This window comes from Rhodoferax sp. LS1P39 (assembly GCF_056521425.1).
This window is the reverse complement of sequence record NZ_JBWMAV010000025.1, coordinates 1-16,507: the sequence shown is the minus strand read 5'-3', so window position 1 is coordinate 16,507 and position 16,507 is coordinate 1. Positions and strand designations below refer to the sequence as shown.

Below are 16,507 nucleotides of genomic sequence, written 5' to 3'. Positions count from 1 at the left end.
ACCCTGTAGATGGGCCATTGGTGCTAGTATTTCCCGCATGAATACCGACACCCTCCGCGCCGAAGCCTTATCACTGCCCGCCCACGAACGGGCCGAGTTGGCAGCACAGCTTTTGTCCAGTCTGGATGCTTTGTCCGAGGCAGAGATTGAGCCGCTGTGGTTCCAGGTGGCGGCGAGTCGGGCGGCAGAAATGGACCAAGGGATCACGCAGCGCATTTCCTCCGAGGAAGTACGCCTACAAGCGCTCGCATTGCTCAAGTGAGCTACTTTTTCAACGAGGCGGCCCGGGTCGAACACCTGGAGCACGTGGCCTACTACGAGTCTTGCTTGCCAGGTTTGGGTACACGGTATCTGTCGGCATTCGATTCTGCGATGGAAAGCATATGTGACGCGCCAGAGCGGTACCGCGTGGAATTCCCTCCCGGTATTCGCCGCTTCCGGGTTCCCGGTTTCCCGTACAACATTCTTTACCGGCTGGTCGGTGCCGATGTGGAGGTTTTGGTGGTTGCACCGCACCGGCGGCGACCGGGTTATTGGCTGGGAAGGCTGTAACCCGCAGCGGCGTGACCCCCTATGGGATACTCCACGCCTCCCAGCGGACCCGCTCCGCGTCCCACTTTGGCACCGATCCCATGAACCAACTCCAATTATTTTTACCCTGCGCCGCTGGCGTGGAAGAGCTGCTGGCCGAAGAGGTGCACGCGATTACCGGGCTGCAGGGCGAGGATTTGCGCTCGCACCGGGGCGGGGTGCTGGCGCGTTCGTCGTGGCGTGATGCGATGCGGCTTAATCTGCACAGCCGCCTGGCGCAGCGGGTGCTGATCGAGCTGTCCAGCACGCCCTACCGCAACGAGCAAGACCTGTACGAGGCGGCGAGCAACGTGGCCTGGGAGATCTGGTTCACACCCAAGCAGAGCTTCAAGATCGAAGTCACCGCACAGCACAGCCCGCTGACCTCGTTGAACTTTGCCGCCCTGAAGGTGAAAGACGCGGTGGCCGACCGCTTCCGCTTCAAAACCGGTGTGCGCCCCGATGTCAACGTGCAGTGGCCCGACGTGCGCATCTACCTGCACCTGACCACCGAGCACGCCACTATCTACATCGACACCTCGGGCGACGCGCTGTTCAAACGCGGCTGGCGCGAAGACAAGGGCGATGCCCCGCTGAAGGAAACCCTGGCCGCCGCCATGATTGCCGCCAGCGGCTGGGACGGCACCACGCCCCTGTACGACCCCTGCTGCGGCAGCGGCACCATCGCCATCGAGGCTGCGCAAATTGCCTGCAACATCGCGCCGGGCAGCCTGCGCCGCTTTGGCTTTGAGAAGCTGCTGCCGTTCCAGCCCCATGTGTGGTCGGCCATCCAGGACCAGGCTGCCGAGGCCGAGCACGAACCGCAGACGCAGATTTTCGGCAGCGATGTGGCGTTCCGGATGGTCGATTTCGCCACCCGCAACGCCGAGCGCGCCGGGGTCACGGGCGTGGTCGAGTTCCGCGGCGGCGATGCCTTGCAGCGCATGCCGCCCGCGCCCTCCGGCGTGATGCTGCTGAACCCGCCCTACGGCGAGCGTATCGAGGTGGCCGGTGTGGCCGGTCGCCGCGAAGCGGCGCAGACCGATGACGGTGGTAGTGATTTCTTCCCCCAGTTGGCCACCCACTGGAAGCGCAACTACGCAGGCTGGACCGGCTGGATCCTCACCCCCGACCTGAAGCTGCCCGGCAAGATGCGCCTGAAAGAGTCGCGCCGGGTGCCGATGTGGAACGGCCCCATCGAATGCCGCCTGTTCCGCTTCGACATGGTGGCCGGGTCGGCGCGGCGCGGTGCCGACACCGATGCCAAATAAGCCGCTGGAGCTGGGCCCGGGCCCGCACACGGTGGTGATCGACACCAACATCGTGCTGGACGTGTTCATCTTTGACGACAAGGCCTCCAAGCCGCTGCAGCCCGCCCTGGCCAGCGGCCAACTGCGCTGGCTGGCCACGCAGCACATGCGCAACGAACTGGAGCGGGTGCTGGACTACGCCCACCTCATTCCCAAGCTGACCTACTACCAGCTCAGCAAGGCCGACGTGCTGGCCCGGTTTGACCGCTACGCCACCCTGGTGGACGTGGCCCCGCGCACCACGGCCATCTGCAAAGACCCCGACGACCAGTGCTTTATCGACCTGGCCGTGGCCCACCAGGCCTTGCTGCTGAGCAAGGACAAAGCCGTACTTTCTATGCGAAAAAGGCTGCTAGCGCTTAATACATCGGCGCAAGCAGCTATTCAATTTGTAGCGTGAAGCTGTCGGCACTGGCGCGCGGCCAATAAAATTTATACACGTTGGGCAGGGCGCTGATGTCCCGGTCCAGCAGGGCATCCATGGGCAGCGGCGGCATGATGCTGACCAGCAGCTTGACCCCGGTTTCATTCACTCGGCGCACGATGTGGTGGGCGGTGATCTCGCCCGGGTGCATCAGCCCAGCCGCTTGCACCATCTCTTTCAGCGCCTTGAGCGTGTTCTGGTGGAAGTTGAACACCCGCACCGCCTTGTCGGGCACGATCAGCGCCTGCTGGCGGATGGGGTCTTGCGTGGTCACCCCAGTGGGGCAGTGGCCGGTATGGCAGGCTTGGGCCTGCAGGCAGCCCAGCGCAAACATGAAGCCGCGGGCCGAGTTGCACCAGTCGGCCCCCAGGGCCATCATCCGCGCGATGTCGAAGGCGCTGACCACCTTGCCCGCGCAGCCCAGCTGGATGCGGCTGCGCAGGCCTACGCCGCGCAGCGTGTTGTGCACCAGTTGCAGGCCTTCTTGCAGCGGCGCGCCCACGTGGTCGGTGAACTCCAGCGGGGCTGCGCCGGTGCCGCCTTCGGCCCCGTCCACCACGATGAAGTCGGGCGTGATGCCAGTGACCTGCATCGCCTTGACCATGGCAAACCATTCCCAGGGGTGGCCCACGCAGAGCTTGAAGCCGGTGGGCTTGCCACCCGACAGTTCTCGCAGCCGGGCGATGAACAGCATCATCTCCACCGGATTGCTGAACGCACTGTGGGCCGAGGGCGAGACGCAGTCTACCCCCTCGGGCACGCCACGCGCTTCGGCAATCTCGGCGCTCACCTTGGGGCCGGGCAGCACGCCACCGTGGCCGGGCTTGGCGCCCTGGCTGAGCTTGAGCTCGATCATCTTGACCTGCGGGTTGGCGGCGTTGGCGGCAAAGCGCTCGGGGTTGAATGTGCCGTCGTCATTGCGGCAGCCGAAGTAACCTGAGCCGATCTCCCACACCAGGTCGCCACCATGGGTTTTGTGGTGCACCGAGATCGAGCCCTCGCCCGTGTCGTGCGCAAAGTGGCCCTGTTTGGCCCCCTGGTTCAGCGCCAGGATGGCGTTGGCCGACAGCGCGCCAAAGCTCATGGCCGAGATGCTGAACACGCTGGCGCTGTAGGGCTGGGTGCAACTGGAACTGGTGGCCTGCACCCCGGTGCGGCTGTCCAGCCCGATGGTGGTGCGAAAGTCGTGGGTGGGCGTGACGGTGGGGGCCACCGAGTGGTTGATCCACTCGTAGCCCTCGGCCAGCACGTCCAGCTGGGTGCCAAACGGGCGCTTGTCGATGTCGCTCTTGGCGCGTTGGTACACCAGCGAACGCTGGGCGCGCGAGAAGGGGTTGGCATCGTTGTCGGCCTCGATGAAATACTGGCGGATTTCCGGGCGCACGTACTCCAGCATGTAGCGCATGTGGCCTATCACCGGGTAGTTGCGCAGCACCGACTTCTTGGTCTGGCGCAGGTCAAAAACACCCAGCGCCACCAGCCCGCCAAACACCAGCAGCGGCAACAAGCCGGTGCCAAAGGCCACCAGGCTGAACAGGCTCAGCAGCAGCCCCATCACGCACAGCCCCATGGCGGTGTACCGGATGGGGTAGACCGTATTCAAATATTCCAGCATAGACATTTCTCCTGGGCGCGATGCTACTGGCTAAACTGGGGCTTTGCCACCGGTGATCTCCATGAATTCGACCTCCCTTTCCCCCGTTTCCCCCCTGCAGTCCGAAGACTTTGATGCCCTGGATCTGATCCTGGAAGACCTGCGCGAGCGCTTTGACGAAACCCCGCAGTGGGAGTTTTGCGAAGGCTTCATGGCCGCCCTGGTATGCGGCCGCAAGCCCATTGCCCCCGAGGAGACCCTGTCGGTGCTGCTCGACATCGGCGAAGACGGCGAAGGCAGCTTTGCCGACGATGCCCAAAAAGAGGCTTTCATGGCGCTGTGGATGCGCCGCCTGCAGGAGGTGACCGCTGCTTTGGACGACGAAAGTGTGCGCAACCTGTCCGATGAGAACGCCTATTCCCCCGAGGTGCTGGACGTGCGCGGCATGATGCTGTCGCTCAGCCCCGAAGAACGTGCCGAGGCCCTGCAAGGCGAAGAAGACGAAGGCCCGCTGCCCGCCTTCGGCCAGGTGTGGGCCCTGGGTTTCATGTTCGCGGTCGAATCCTGGCCTGAAGAGTGGGTCGCCCCCGCCAAAGACAAGGATGCCGTCAAGGCCCTGGATGCCGGGCTGGAGGCCATCGTGGCCCTCACCGAAGACGACACCGGCCCGGCCGAGGTCTCCGCCTTTGGCCCTGACGAAGAAGGCGGCGAAGAGCCACCCCCCAGCATGTCCATGGCCCGCATGGAGGCCTTTGGCGAAGCCCTGTGGGCCGTATACGACCTGCGTGCGCTGTGGCGCAGCATCGGCCCCCGGGTGGAAACCGTGCGGGTGGAGGCCACGCCGGGCCGCAACGATGCCTGCCCCTGCGGCAGCGGCAAAAAGTACAAAAAGTGCCACGGTATGACCTGAGGTTCGACCCGCAGGGGTGTGAGCCTCTACTGCGGTTTTTAGAAGTTGAGGCTCATGGCCTGGCCAGAAACTTCTGTAAATTGGCGGCGGCCTTGCTGCGCACCTGGGTGCGCAGGAACGGTGTCCAGCCCAGCAGCAGCCCCGGCGTGCCCAGCGCCTGGCGCGACCAGCGCCAAAAATCAAACCGATCCACCTGGTTCACGATCAGCCCTTGCGGGTTGAAGCTGAACCGGCTGTCGATCCGGTTGTGCACCAAGCGCCCGGTCGCACTGAACCGGTAGTGCGCCTCCCAGTGGGCCTGGCCGCTGGTCGCATCGGCCTGCAGGCCACTGAACTCCAGCTTCCACACGTCCCGGCCCTGGGTGCGGGTGGCAGCGCACAGCATGCGCCACATGCCACCCACCTCCCGCTGGCCCCGCAGGGTAAACGCCGGATCGTCAAACTGCGCATCGGGCGCATAGCAGGCCGCCATGGTGTCGGCATCAAGTTGGGCAAAGGCCGTATAGAAGCGTTCCAGGTTTTTTTGGTGGGGGTGCATGGTGGTAAATGGGGTTCAAACGTGTTTCAAATAATTACATTTTGAATGCATTGGTAATGTATAGACTAGCGGTGAAATTGACATTTCGTGCGACCGCTACAAGCGGGGATTCTGGGGCTTGTTTGGGGTTTTGCGGGAGGCTGAAGGTGACAGAATATTGGCGTAACGGGCGGGGCATCGGCCGTATCCAGGCATGTGCCAGCCCGTGGATGCACGTGTCCATCCTGACTTTCATGTGCTGTATGTACAAGGCTTTTCCCATGGACAGCCATTCCTCCTTAACCGATAGCCTGCGCCGTCCCGCCGGCCTATCTCTTGTGAGTGCCCCATTCCCGTGCAGTCTTTAACCGCCATCCACCCGGTGATCAGCTTCCGCAACAGCAAGCACGAAGCGATGCGCGGGACGCTCATCAGCCACCAGCGGGGCTCCCTGGTGATGGAGGTCTACAACCCCGATGCCCTGGTGCAGGTCAGTGAAATGTTGCACGAATTGACCGTGCGCGCCGCCCAGCAGATCGTCTACCAGGGCAAGGCCGTGGTGGTCAGCATGGTCAACACCGGGCTGATGGTGGTGGTGTCGGTGGGGCTGATGGACCCGTGGAACGAGGCCAGGCCGCTGCAGGCGGGCCGCGCCGATGCGGGCGAAGCCGCGACGGCTTTTGTCCAAGACTGGGCCAGCCGCTTCAATGTGCGGCGCGACTACCAGGTGGTGGTGAGTGAAATGCGCGCCTACTTTGCCGAGGTGGCCCGCTGGATCGACCAGCTCGACGTGGCGGGCAGCCTGCCACGCGATGCCGATGGGCGCATCCAGCCGACCGTATTTGTGGAACTGGGCACGCCCTTGCTGCGCAAAGGCCGCGAGTACCTGCAGTGGTTTGACCGCGAAGCCGCTCTGGTGCCCGAGGACCTGGTGCCCCTGCACCGCAGCTTTGCCCAAAGCGCCATCCATCCGCTGATCTTGCGCGCGCCGTTTGTGCACCGTACCTTCTCCAAGCCGCTGGGCTACGCGGGCGACTACGAAATGGTGAACCAGATCGTGGGCGACCCCCGGCAGGGACCCAGCAGCTATTTCCAGCTGGTCAACTTCATGTTTTTGCAGGCCGGTGTGGCACAGGCCCACCGCAACCGCATCGACATCCTGGCCGAGCGGCTGGAGGCGCTGGCCGCGCAGGCGGTGCAGCGCGGCCGCCCTATGCGGGTGCTGAATATCGGCTGCGGCCCGGCCCTGGAAATCCAGCGGCTGGTGCAGCAGAGTCCGCATTTCGACCAGCTGGAATTTGTGCTGGTGGATTTCAGTGAAGAAACCCTGGACTACACCCGCCAGCTCCTGGAGAACCTGCAGCAGGGCACAGGCAAGACCCTGCGCCTCACGCTGCGGCACGCCTCGGTCAACCAGTTGCTCAAGCGCGCCAACCTGACCCAGCCGGTGGCCGAGGCCGACTGCTTTGACTACGTGTACTGTGCCGGTCTGTTCGACTACCTGACCGACAAGGTGTGCAACCGCCTGATCCGGTACATGGCCAGCCAGTCGCGTGCGGGTGGCAAGCTGCTGGTCACCAACGTGCATTCCAGCAACCCCGAGCGGCGCTGGATGGAGCATTTTCTGGAGTGGCATCTGATCTACCGCGACGAGGCCGATGTGCAGCGCATCCTGCCGCCCGGCCTGCAGGACACCATGGTCTACACCGATGCCACCGGGGTGAATATCTTTGCCGAATCCACCGTGGGTGGCCGGGCGGCATGAAACGCTTCATCCAGCCGCGCCAAGATGCCGCCTACCGGCAGGAGCTGCACGGCTATCTGATCTTCAACAGCCGGGCGGCCTGCCTGATGACCATCGTCCTGGTGCTGGCCGGCATGGGCTTGGACTCTATTTTTTACCCCCAATTTGCGCCCGAGTTTTTTGGCCTGCGCATTGCCGCCTGCGTGTTGATCGGGCTGGTGCTGCTGAGCTACCGGGGTGCCTGGGGTCGCGACCACATCAAGGCACTGACGTATTTCTGGATTTGCATCCCCCAGGCCATGGTGTCCTGGATGATCTACAAGACCAATGGCGAGCAGTCGATCTATTTTGTCGGCCTGACCTTTGTGCTCAGCGGCATGGCGTTTTTCTTGCCGATCTCGTTCATGGAAGCCGTGTTTTTTGGCACCTTGACGCTGCTGGCCTACTGTGCGGCCTGCATCTGGCGCCAGGGCGGTATCCAGGACTTTCATGCCTTTTGGGGGAATGCTTTGTTCATGCTGTTCTACGCCATCATCGGCATCGCCCTGGCGGTCTATAACGAGCGCTGGCGCTGGCTGTCGTTTCGGCTCAAAAAAGAAATCCAGCTGAAAAATGCCGCCCTGCAGCAGACCAACCAGGCCCTGGCCGAGATCAAGGGCCACATGATGCAGCAGGAAAAAATGGCCGCGCTGGGCACCCTGGCGGCGGGCCTGCTGCACGAGGTCAACAACCCCGTCAACTACAGCCTGATGGCGCTCAACATGTCGATGATGGACCCGGCGGTGGCTAAAAACGCCGACCTGCAGGAAAGCCTGGGCGATGCCAAAGAGGGCATGCAGCGGGTGCAAAGCATCGTCTCCGACCTCAAGACCTTTGCCTACCAGCAACCGGGCGATGCCAGCAGCGGTCGCATCTTTTTGTTTGAGAAGGCTTTGCAGTCGGCGCTGCGCCTGACCGGGTTCGAGCTCAAAGGCATAGCCCTATCGGTCGATCTGCCCATGGACACCCATGTACGCGGCGACGAGCCCGCGCTGATCGGCGTGCTCATCAACCTGCTGGGCAATGCCGCCTTGGCTTTGCACAAAGCCGGTCGCAGCGCGCCGCGCATCGAGGTGCGGGCGGTGCGCCAGGGCGACCGGCTGGAAGTCACCGTGCGCGACAACGGCACCGGCATCCAGCCCGAACACCTGGCCCGCGTGTTCGAGCCGTTTTTTACCACCCGTGACGTGGGCAAGGGCCTGGGCCTGGGCCTGAGCGTCAGCTATGCCATTGTGCAGCGCCACGGCGGCTCGCTGCGCGTCAGCAGCGAACCCGGTGCATGGACCGAATTTGCGTTTGACCTAGGACTTGCCCATCAAAATGTCTGACTTTTCCCCGTCGATTCCGCACGCTGCCAGCATTTTGTTCGTCGACGACGAACCCCTGTCCTGCAAATGGTTTGCCCGCAGCTTCGCCGACGAGTTCACCATCCTCACCGCCACCAGCGTGGATGCGGCACTGGCGCTGCTGCAGACCCATTCCGCAGAGATTGCCGTGCTGGTAACCGACTACCGCATGCCCCTGCGCGACGGCATGGACCTGCTGCGCGAGGTGCTGCGCGCGTACCGGCCTGTGGTGCGCCTGCTGGCCACCGGCTACGCCGACAAATCGCTGGCCATCACCGCGGTGAACGAAGGCCAGGTGTTCCGCATTCTGGAGAAACCGTTGGCCTCCGGATCGACCCGCCAGGCCTTGCGCGATGCGCTGGCCCTGTACCGCCAACAGGTCTTGCAGCATATGGTGCATACCAGCCGCGTGACCGCCATGCGCGACACCCTGGGCTTTCTGGCCCACGAACTCAACACCCCGCTGGACACCGTGCGCGGCTACCTGGCGGCCTTGAAAGAGCGCCACCTGGCACCGGAGCATGCCCCTGCCGAGCCCGCGGGCATGGCGCGGTTTGCCGAAGCCGTGCCGGGTGAGATCCTGCAGGCCCTGCTGTCGGCCGAGCGCCATACCCAGTACTGCCAGTCGCTGGTCTCCAGCTTCGTGCAGTCGGCCCGCGATGCCTACCCCGATGCCACGGGTGTACCCCAGCGCGTCATGGCCAGCAGCCTGCTCAAGTCCCTGCTCGACGAATACCCCTTCAGCGGCGACGAGCGCGCCTGCGTCAGCACCCAGATCGAGGCCGACTTCGTGCTGCCGGGGCGCCGTGACCTGCTCTACCTGGTGCTGTGCACCCTGACCAAAAACGCCATGCTGGCCCTGCGCAACTGGCCCCAGCCCCGCCTGCTGATCTGGCTGGGTTTTGATGCCGATACCCAACGCACCTGCATCCGTTTTGCCGACAACGGCCCCGGCATTGCGCCGGTGCTGCTGGAGCGCCTGACCCTGCAGCCCATCGCCACGCGTGCCGACACCGGCCGCCACGGCATGGGTCTGGTGCTGTGCCGTCGCGTGCTGCAGTCCATGGGTGGCAGCATCGCGATCACCTCCGTCGCTGGACAAGGGGCTTGCGTGGCCCTGTATTTCCAGTCATTCTCCGTTGATAAACCTGGCAAGGCCCCCCTATGAGACCCGACAAGATCCTGTACGTCGACGACGAACCGATGGCCCTCAAGTATTTTGAGCGTCTGATCAACCCCATGGCCCCTGTGCTCACCGCCCTGTCGGTGGAAGAGGGCAAGGCCGTGCTGCAGGCGCGGGGCGCAGAAATCGCCGTGCTGATCACCGACCAGCGCATGCCCGGAGCCCTGGGCAACGAGCTGCTGCGCTACGCCCGCGACCACCACCCCCAGATGGTGCGCATGCTCACCACCGCCTACTCCGAGCTGGGCGAGGCCATCGAAGCCATCAACACCGGCGAGATCTACCGCTACGTCACCAAGCCCTGGGATCTGGAACTGCTGCGCGCCGACATGCGCAACGCCCTGGAGCTGGCCGAAACCCGCTGCGAGCGCGACGACCTGTTGCGCGAAAAAATGGCCGTGCAACGCCAGCAACTGCTGGCCAGCCGCATCTCGCAGCTCGCCGTGGTCTGCGCGGGCTTTTTGCATGTGGACTACGAACGCGGCCTGCAAGCCTACCTGCTGGGGGCCGAACTCAGCGGTTGCGCGCTGCCCCCCATCGACTGGCGCAGCATGGACCACGCCGAGCTGATGCAGTACGAGGCCCAGCGCAGCGTCGCCATCGGCCAGGCCCTGGTCAGCCTGCAGCCCCGCTTCGTCGGTGTAGACAGCTCCGCCGCCGCCTTGCAGGCGCTGGCCGATGCCCTGCCGGGCCAGGTGGAACTGCAGGTGGGCTCCGCCACGCTCACGGGCCGTGGCGCACTGACCTGGCTGCTGGATGCCGCCTCGCACGAACCACCGTCACCCGCCTCGGTGGCCTGGCTGGCGTGGTTGTCGTACTGGGCTGGCAGCGTGCACCTGGAAGCCCACCCGGACGGCGTAGCGGTGCATTTGCGCACCGGCGGCGCACCAGCGGCGCTGCAGTCCGACTGGATGGCCGACGCGATCGAACGCATCAGCCAATCGGCTACGGACGTGGAATAACCCGGGGCATAGGGCGCAGCAGCGCCACCAGCCGCTGCAGCGCATGCTGCACCGTGGCGGCCCGCACGGCGGCCCGGTCGCCGGGGAAGTGCAGGCACTCGGCGGTCACCTGTTCGGCCACAGCAAAGCCGAACCACACCGTACCCACCGGCTTGTCGGCACTGCCGCCGCTGGGCCCGGCCACGCCGGTCACCGCCACGGCCACCTGGGCGTGGGAATGGGCCAGCGCCCCCACCGCCATGGCCCGCGCCACGGCCTCGCTGACCGCGCCGTGCTGGGCGATCAGCGCGGCATCCACCCCCAGCATCTCGGTTTTGGCAGCGTTGGAATAGGTGACAAAGCCGCGCTCGAACCAGGTACTCGACCCCGCCAGATCGGTGCATGCAGCGGCAATCATGCCGCCGGTACAGCTCTCGGCCGTGGCCAGGAATACTTTGCGTTCAAGCATCAAATCGGCCACTAGCGCTGGTAGGTTAAGCATGGGCAGCTATCAAAAATGTAGTGTTACAAAAACCGCCACAAGGCGATCACCAGCAGCGTGCAAAACGCCGCCACCAGGTCGTCAAAAATAATGCCGAAGCCGCCGCGTGCGTTCAGCCCCTTGAACGCCTGGTCGGCCCAGGCTACCGGCCCCGGCTTGGCCGCGTCAAAGTAGCGAAACAGGCCAAACGCCACCAGCTGCCCCAGCAAGCCAGCGGGCATCACCAGCCACAGCACCAGCCAGAACGCGATGATCTCGTCCCACACAATCGCCCCGGGATCCGCCACGTTCATGTTGCGCGCACACACCGTGCAGGCCCACCAGCCGATGAAAAACGCGGCCAGCAGCAGCCACGCCATCTGCCCCTGCGTCAGCAGCGGTTGCACCACCAGAAACGCCAGCCAGGCCCACAGCGTGCCCGCCGTGCCGGGGGCGACCGGGCTCAGGCCCGAGCCGAAACCCAGGGCGATGAAATGGGCCGGGTGCGACAGCAAAAACCGCACGCTGGGGCGGCGAATCGGGGAGCGGGGCAAAGGGGATTCCATCCGGTCGATTATCGGGGGCGCGGACATAATCCACAGATGACACCTCTGCACATTTCCAGCCAGTTCGATGCGGGCGCCATCACCGTGGTCAGCCTGGCCGACCCGCAAGACATCCAGCTCCTGATCCGCCCCGACAACGCCAGCGACTTTGCCCAATGGTTCCACTTCTGCCTGCACGGCGCGGCGGGCGTGCCGGTGGTGCTGCGCTTTTTGAACGCCGGCCAAAGCGCCTACCCGCCCGGCTGGGACGGCTACCAGATGGTCGCCAGCACCGACCGCCGCCGCTGGTTCCGCGTGCCCACCACGTATGACGGCCAGGTCATGACCGTGCGCACCACGCCCAGCGCCAACCGCATCTACTTCGCCTATTTCGAACCCTACTCTTACGAGCGCCACCTGGACCTGCTGGGCACCGCGTCCCTGTCGGATCTGGTGGACGTGCACCACCTGGGCGCCACCCACCAGGGCCGCGACATCACCCTGCTGCACATCCGCGATCTGCAAGCCACCGGAGCGAAAAAGAAAGTCTGGCTCATTGCCCGCCAGCACCCCGGCGAAACCATGGCCGAGTGGTTTGCCGAAGGCTTCCTGCAGCGCCTGCTCGACCGCGACGACCCCACCAGCCGCACCTTGCTACAGCACTGCGAATTCTTCGTCGTGCCCAACATGAACCCCGACGGTGCCGCCCTGGGCAACCTGCGCACCAACGCCGTCGGCACCAACCTGAACCGCGAATGGCAAGCGCCCAGCATCGAGAAGTCGCCCGAAGTCTTCTATGTGCGCCAGAAGATGCAGCAGCTCGGCCTGGACCTGTTCCTGGACGCGCACGGCGACGAAAACCTGCCCTACAACTTCGTCGTCGGCACCGAAGCCACCCCCGGCTACAACCCCCGCATCGAAGCCCTGCAAGACACTTTCAAAGCCGCCTGGCTCGCCGCCAGTCCGGACTTTCAAACGGTAGTCGGCTACCCCCGCGCCGCGCCAGGACAGGCCAATCTGAGTTTGGCCACCAACTGGGTGGGACAGACGTTTGGCTGCCTGGCCTTCACGATTGAAATGCCGTTCAAGGACAACGCGAATCTGCCGGATGCGCGGGTGGGATGGAGCGGGGGGAGGTCGAAGAAGCTGGGGGCTAGCGTGCTGGGGGCGGTGCTGGCGGTGGTTGTGGAGTGAAAGTTGTTCTGGTGCAGGTGGTCAGTCCACAGTTAGCCACCAAACAGCATCTCTGCCTGATTGAAGTAATTCAATATAAATGCGCAGCGAATCCGAGAAGCACGAGCCATAAACCCGCAAGTACCCAGGGCAGTATTCTTGATGGAAGATTGCCGATCCAATGATCACGGCTTTGCGTATCGACACCAAGTACTTCGTAGCCTTCTCGCTCAGCAATTGTTTCCAATTTTTCACGTGCGGGTTTCAGGCTTGCAACAACATCGTGTGCCGCACCTATGGCAAGCGCGACCAAGAATGCAGACAGCATACCGACGATAGGGACAATGTATTGAATGGCAACCGCCGCGCTAACCATACGAGGATCTTTTGCGGTCACACAGACAGTGAAGGCCGTAAATAGAAACGCTTGGGATGTCATTAACCATGTCATCCGGTAGCCAATAAGGTCAAATTCCATCTTGATTTGAGCGTCGAATCGTGAAAGTCGAAACTGGAGTTTGTGATCTCCGCTTTGCTCCTCAGCCATAGAGTCTCCTTTGTTGATTATTTATAAGAGCGTTTGAACAGCAATGTCAAGACGGATGTTCAACCCCCTCCTGCCCCAACCACAGTCGCGCAAAGTCAAAAGACAACTGCTTGTGGTGGCGGATGGACAGCAGGTAAGCCGTGTCCTGGATGAGCGCGTACAGCACCAGGTAGTCGGTCATCACGTATTCGCGGATTTCGCTGTCTTCGCCCAGGTTGGCCAGCCGGGTGTGTAGGGCGGCGTGCTGGTGCAGGGCTTCCACCGACTTGGGCGGGCGGCTGGCGAAGGGGCGACCCATGCGGGGGAAGCGTTCCAGGTTGGGAATCACGTTGTCGCCCAGCGCATCGAGCAGGCGGTCGTAGCCTATGGGGAAGCCAGTCGTTTGCCAAAACGCTTCGATGGCACTTAGGTTGGCTTCAAAGTTGGTGGTGAACTTCACTGTCGCCACAGCACGTTCCTAAGCGGCTTTGGCGCGGCGTGTTTTGAGGTTTTTCAGTGCAGATCGGGCATCCGTGACCCTGCCCGATTCCACGTCGGCCAGGCCCAGCGCAGCGTCGTCCAGCAGCAGCAGGTGGATGCGGGCAGCCTCCAATTGGTGGTAGTAATCCAGCCGCTGCGCGCCGACCAGGGCGGCGTAGCTTTGGCCGTTTTTGGTGATGATTTTTTCGGTGCCGCCTTGCACCTGGTCGGCCAGCTCGGACAGCGTGGCGCGGGCCAGGGACAAGGGGATCACATCGTTGACAGAGAACGCCATGGCAGCCTCCAGAAATTAATAACGTACAGAATTTTGTGCATTATGAGGCTCTTTTGGCGGTTGGTGCTAAAAGTGCCTCCAGCGCTTATTCAGTAAGTACAAGAAGCTATTAAAACCGTAGCGCCTCAGCAGGTCATCGCGCTTGAAGACCCGCGCGAACATCACTCCACCCCCGGCTTCGCCCCCGGAAACCACTCCGTATGCAGCTCCCCCTGCCGCCCCAGGTACACCACCCGCTGGCCGCGCAGGAAGGCGTAGTAGGTTTGCACGCCGGCCTGGACGGCGCGGTGGGAGAACTGGCGGAATTTTTGGCCGTTGCGCTGGCTGTCGTGGATGGCGGCTTGCAGCGCCGGGGCATCGAAATCGGCGGCCACGGCGGGCAGGCCCTCTAGCGGCAGGGGGGCGATGACCAGGCTGCCTGCGCTGCTGTAGAAGCCCATGTGCATGGCGACGTAGTCCACGCGGTAGTACTCCACGCCTTCGGCGACCAGGTTGCCCACGATTTCGGGAAAGGGGAGGTCGCCCGCCAGGGTGGCGCGGGCCATGCGGTGTACGAGATCGGCGTTCATGGAGGGTGTCCTTCTGGAGGGGGGCTGCCCCCGCAAGCGACTGCGGGGCAAGCGGGTCTTGGGGCCGACATCATGCCAAATGGTGGGAGCGTTCCACGCGCTGCGCACACAGACGCGGGCTTTGAATACATGCGTTTTCGTTTGTTACAGATAGTTATGAGCTTGCTACAGGTGGATGCAGATTTTTTCGGTAAAACTGTCATCTTGGCTCTACCAGTATCGTGAATCCTGGGGCGGAGGAATGTGGCTCCCAGGGCGCACCGCCAGGACAGAAGACCCAGTAAGAGCTCGTCAGCATGCCATGCCGGGAGAGTCTCTTCCATGAACCGCAGCAGCAAACTTCTGCTCCTATTGACGCTGGTCTTGGCTGCTGTGTACACGGCGATTGCGGTGTTCCAGTATTACCAGCAAGAGGCCATGGGCAATGTCAGCCGCCGCAGCGTCAGCAACGTGGTGTGGTCCATGGCGCAGATGGAGGTGGAGTACCACCGGCTGGCGGGTTCGGTAGACCGCCGCCTGTATGCGCCCGAGAGCGAAACCGTCGAGAACCTGCAGCTGCGCTACGACCTGTTCTACAGCCGGGCGAGTGTGCTGGATATGGCCGAGGCGTTTTACCTGCTGGATGACAAGGCCCGGTTGGCCGAGGTCAACTGGCACGTGAAGTCGTTTTTTTCGGGGGCCGACCCGGTGTTTGACCACCAACGGGTCCGTGCGCCCACCCCGGAGGAGTTGCGCGTGGTGCAGGGCAAGTTGGCCGCGCTGTACGCGCCGATCCGGGACCTGTCGCTGGAGGCCCGCCAGTCCGGGTCGGCCATGATGGACCGGCGTACGGTGGAGATGCAGCACCAGGCGACGACCACCCGCTGGTTGACGATTTTCCAGGGCCTGCTGACCTTGGGTGTGGTGGTGGCTTTGTTCCTGCAGTACCGCCAGCGCGAGGCCTCTGCCGTGCTGGCCCAGACCCAGCAACTGCGTCTGCTCGAAGCCGGTGCCCGGCTGGAGACCGAAGCCGTGCAGCGCGCCGCCCAAGAGGATTTGTTCGAGATCACTTCGGCCCTGCCCTTGCTGGTGTACCGGCTGCAGCGCTTCCCCGATGGGCGCAGCCGCTACACCTACCTCAGCGACCGGGCGCAGGAAATCCTGGGGATTTCCGCCGCCGCCATCCTGCAGGATGCCCGGGTTCTGGATAACACGGCGCACGAGGACGACCGCGCAGGCCTGGCCGAAGCCTCGGCGACGGCGCTGCGCAAGATGCAGGCTTTTTCGCGCGACTTTCGTATCCGCCGCCCCGATGGCCAGGTGCACTGGGTGCATTTGGCGTCGGTGCCCCGGGCGCTGCCCGATGGTTCGGTGCTGTCGACCGGCTACCTGCAGGTGATCGACGGCACCAAGGAGCGCGAGAACCGTCTGCACGAGGTGACGCAGCTGCAGCGGGTGATCTTCGAGAACATTCCGTCGGGTCTGATCTTCACGGTCGACGGGCAGATCCGCCAGTGCAACGCGGGCTTTGCGGCCATCGTCGGCCTGCCGGTGGAGCGTTTGCACCGCCGCGATCTGGGCCTGCTGTTTGCCACACCCCAGGAGCACGAGGCGTTCCGCGCCGAGGCCCGGCAGTTCATGGACCAAGGCCAGCGCCTGGAGCAGGAGCGCGAATTCCAGGCGGCCGATGGGCGGCGTTTTACCGGGCGGCTGGTGGGCCAGCGGGTGGCGGTGCAGAACTTTGCCGAAGCCACCATCTGGGTGCTGGAAGACATCAGCGAACGCAAACACGCCGAAGCCGAACTGCGCCGGGCCAAAGAGCTGGCCGAAGAAGCCAACCGCTTCAAAACCGACTTCCTGGCCAACATGAGCCACGAAATC

At 63.7% G+C, this 16,507-nt stretch carries 19 protein-coding genes; 11 read left to right on the top strand and 8 right to left on the bottom strand.

What is annotated here, in order from left to right:
• The first annotated feature begins 37 nt into the window (after positions 1–37).
• The 4 genes from AC097O_RS23985 (at position 38) to AC097O_RS23970 (ending at position 2,280) form a co-directional block, all read left to right on the top strand.
• Positions 38–262: an addiction module protein gene (locus AC097O_RS23985; RefSeq protein WP_315191370.1), complete on the top strand. Its 225-nt coding sequence runs from the start codon at positions 38–40 to the stop codon at positions 260–262.
• Positions 157–552, top strand: a complete 396-nt coding sequence (locus tag AC097O_RS23980) for a type II toxin-antitoxin system RelE/ParE family toxin (RefSeq protein WP_479595443.1) — start codon at positions 157–159, stop codon at positions 550–552. Before AC097O_RS23985 ends, AC097O_RS23980 begins: the two co-directional genes overlap by 106 nt.
• 80 nt (positions 553–632) lie before the next feature.
• Entirely contained in the window at positions 633–1,841 is a 1,209-nt protein-coding gene (locus tag AC097O_RS23975; protein WP_479595442.1) for a THUMP domain-containing class I SAM-dependent RNA methyltransferase, read from the top strand.
• The gene (locus AC097O_RS23970; protein WP_479595441.1) at positions 1,831–2,280 is read left to right on the top strand and encodes a putative toxin-antitoxin system toxin component, PIN family; all 450 of its coding nucleotides are present in this window, start codon (positions 1,831–1,833) and stop codon (positions 2,278–2,280) included. The genes AC097O_RS23975 and AC097O_RS23970 overlap by 11 nt, the downstream gene beginning before the upstream one ends.
• Here the strand turns inward: AC097O_RS23970 and AC097O_RS23965 are convergent.
• Positions 2,261–3,919, bottom strand: a complete 1,659-nt coding sequence (locus tag AC097O_RS23965) for an FMN-binding glutamate synthase family protein (RefSeq protein ID WP_479595440.1) — start codon at positions 3,917–3,919, stop codon at positions 2,261–2,263. The genes AC097O_RS23970 and AC097O_RS23965 overlap by 20 nt on opposite strands.
• A 61-nt stretch (positions 3,920–3,980) precedes the next feature.
• Here AC097O_RS23965 and AC097O_RS23960 point away from each other — a divergent pair, with 61 nt between their 5' ends.
• Positions 3,981–4,808: a YecA/YgfB family protein gene (locus tag AC097O_RS23960; RefSeq protein WP_479595439.1), complete on the top strand. Its 828-nt coding sequence runs from the start codon at positions 3,981–3,983 to the stop codon at positions 4,806–4,808.
• Positions 4,809–4,860: 52 nt separating this feature from the next.
• Here the strand turns inward: AC097O_RS23960 and AC097O_RS23955 are convergent, their stop codons facing one another.
• On the bottom strand, positions 4,861–5,346 hold the full coding sequence (locus AC097O_RS23955; protein ID WP_479595438.1) for a nuclear transport factor 2 family protein: 486 nt from the start codon (positions 5,344–5,346) through the stop codon (positions 4,861–4,863).
• A 334-nt stretch (positions 5,347–5,680) separates the two neighbouring features.
• On the opposite strand from AC097O_RS23955, the gene AC097O_RS23950 reads away from it, so the two are divergent.
• From AC097O_RS23950 to AC097O_RS23935, 4 genes are read left to right on the top strand one after another with little or no spacing between them, the layout of a single operon-like run.
• Positions 5,681–7,090, top strand: coding sequence for a class I SAM-dependent methyltransferase (locus AC097O_RS23950; RefSeq protein WP_479595437.1), 1,410 nt, complete (start codon positions 5,681–5,683; stop codon positions 7,088–7,090).
• Positions 7,087–8,436: a sensor histidine kinase gene (locus tag AC097O_RS23945; RefSeq protein ID WP_479595436.1), complete on the top strand. Its 1,350-nt coding sequence runs from the start codon at positions 7,087–7,089 to the stop codon at positions 8,434–8,436. The genes AC097O_RS23950 and AC097O_RS23945 overlap by 4 nt, the downstream gene beginning before the upstream one ends.
• Entirely contained in the window at positions 8,429–9,622 is a 1,194-nt protein-coding gene (locus AC097O_RS23940; RefSeq protein WP_479595435.1) for an ATP-binding protein, read from the top strand. The genes AC097O_RS23945 and AC097O_RS23940 overlap by 8 nt, the downstream gene beginning before the upstream one ends.
• Positions 9,619–10,599, top strand: coding sequence for a response regulator (locus AC097O_RS23935; RefSeq protein WP_479595434.1), 981 nt, complete (start codon positions 9,619–9,621; stop codon positions 10,597–10,599). Before AC097O_RS23940 ends, AC097O_RS23935 begins: the two co-directional genes overlap by 4 nt.
• On the opposite strand, the gene AC097O_RS23930 is transcribed toward AC097O_RS23935, so the two are convergent.
• Both AC097O_RS23930 and AC097O_RS23925 read right to left on the bottom strand, forming a co-directional pair.
• Positions 10,583–11,080, bottom strand: coding sequence for a CinA family protein (locus AC097O_RS23930; protein ID WP_479595433.1), 498 nt, complete (start codon positions 11,078–11,080; stop codon positions 10,583–10,585). The two genes, AC097O_RS23935 and AC097O_RS23930, sit on opposite strands and share 17 nt — an antisense overlap.
• Before the next feature lie 23 nt (positions 11,081–11,103).
• Positions 11,104–11,652, bottom strand: a complete 549-nt coding sequence (locus tag AC097O_RS23925; protein ID WP_479595432.1) for a phosphatidylglycerophosphatase A family protein — start codon at positions 11,650–11,652, stop codon at positions 11,104–11,106.
• A gap of 9 nt (positions 11,653–11,661) precedes the next feature.
• On the opposite strand from AC097O_RS23925, the gene AC097O_RS23920 reads away from it, so the two are divergent.
• The gene (locus tag AC097O_RS23920; RefSeq protein WP_479595431.1) at positions 11,662–12,798 is read left to right on the top strand and encodes a M14 family metallopeptidase; all 1,137 of its coding nucleotides are present in this window, start codon (positions 11,662–11,664) and stop codon (positions 12,796–12,798) included.
• 70 nt (positions 12,799–12,868) lie between these two features.
• On the opposite strand, the gene AC097O_RS23915 is transcribed toward AC097O_RS23920, so the two are convergent.
• The 4 genes from AC097O_RS23915 to AC097O_RS23900 form a co-directional block, all read right to left on the bottom strand.
• Complete coding sequence (locus AC097O_RS23915; RefSeq protein WP_479595430.1) at positions 12,869–13,324, bottom strand: hypothetical protein; 456 nt, start codon at positions 13,322–13,324, stop codon at positions 12,869–12,871.
• Positions 13,325–13,370: 46 nt separating this feature from the next.
• Complete coding sequence (locus AC097O_RS23910) at positions 13,371–13,772, bottom strand: type II toxin-antitoxin system RelE/ParE family toxin (RefSeq protein WP_479595429.1); 402 nt, start codon at positions 13,770–13,772, stop codon at positions 13,371–13,373.
• Positions 13,773–13,781: 9 nt separating this feature from the next.
• A complete protein-coding gene (locus AC097O_RS23905; RefSeq protein ID WP_479595428.1) occupies positions 13,782–14,078 on the bottom strand; it encodes a type II toxin-antitoxin system Phd/YefM family antitoxin in 297 nt (98 codons plus the stop codon).
• A 161-nt stretch (positions 14,079–14,239) separates the two neighbouring features.
• The gene (locus AC097O_RS23900; protein WP_479595427.1) at positions 14,240–14,647 is read right to left on the bottom strand and encodes a DUF1398 domain-containing protein; all 408 of its coding nucleotides are present in this window, start codon (positions 14,645–14,647) and stop codon (positions 14,240–14,242) included.
• 321 nt (positions 14,648–14,968) lie between these two features.
• Here AC097O_RS23900 and AC097O_RS23895 point away from each other — a divergent pair.
• A partial coding sequence (locus tag AC097O_RS23895; RefSeq protein WP_479595426.1) for a PAS domain-containing protein occupies positions 14,969–16,507 on the top strand: 1,539 nt, incomplete at its 3' end.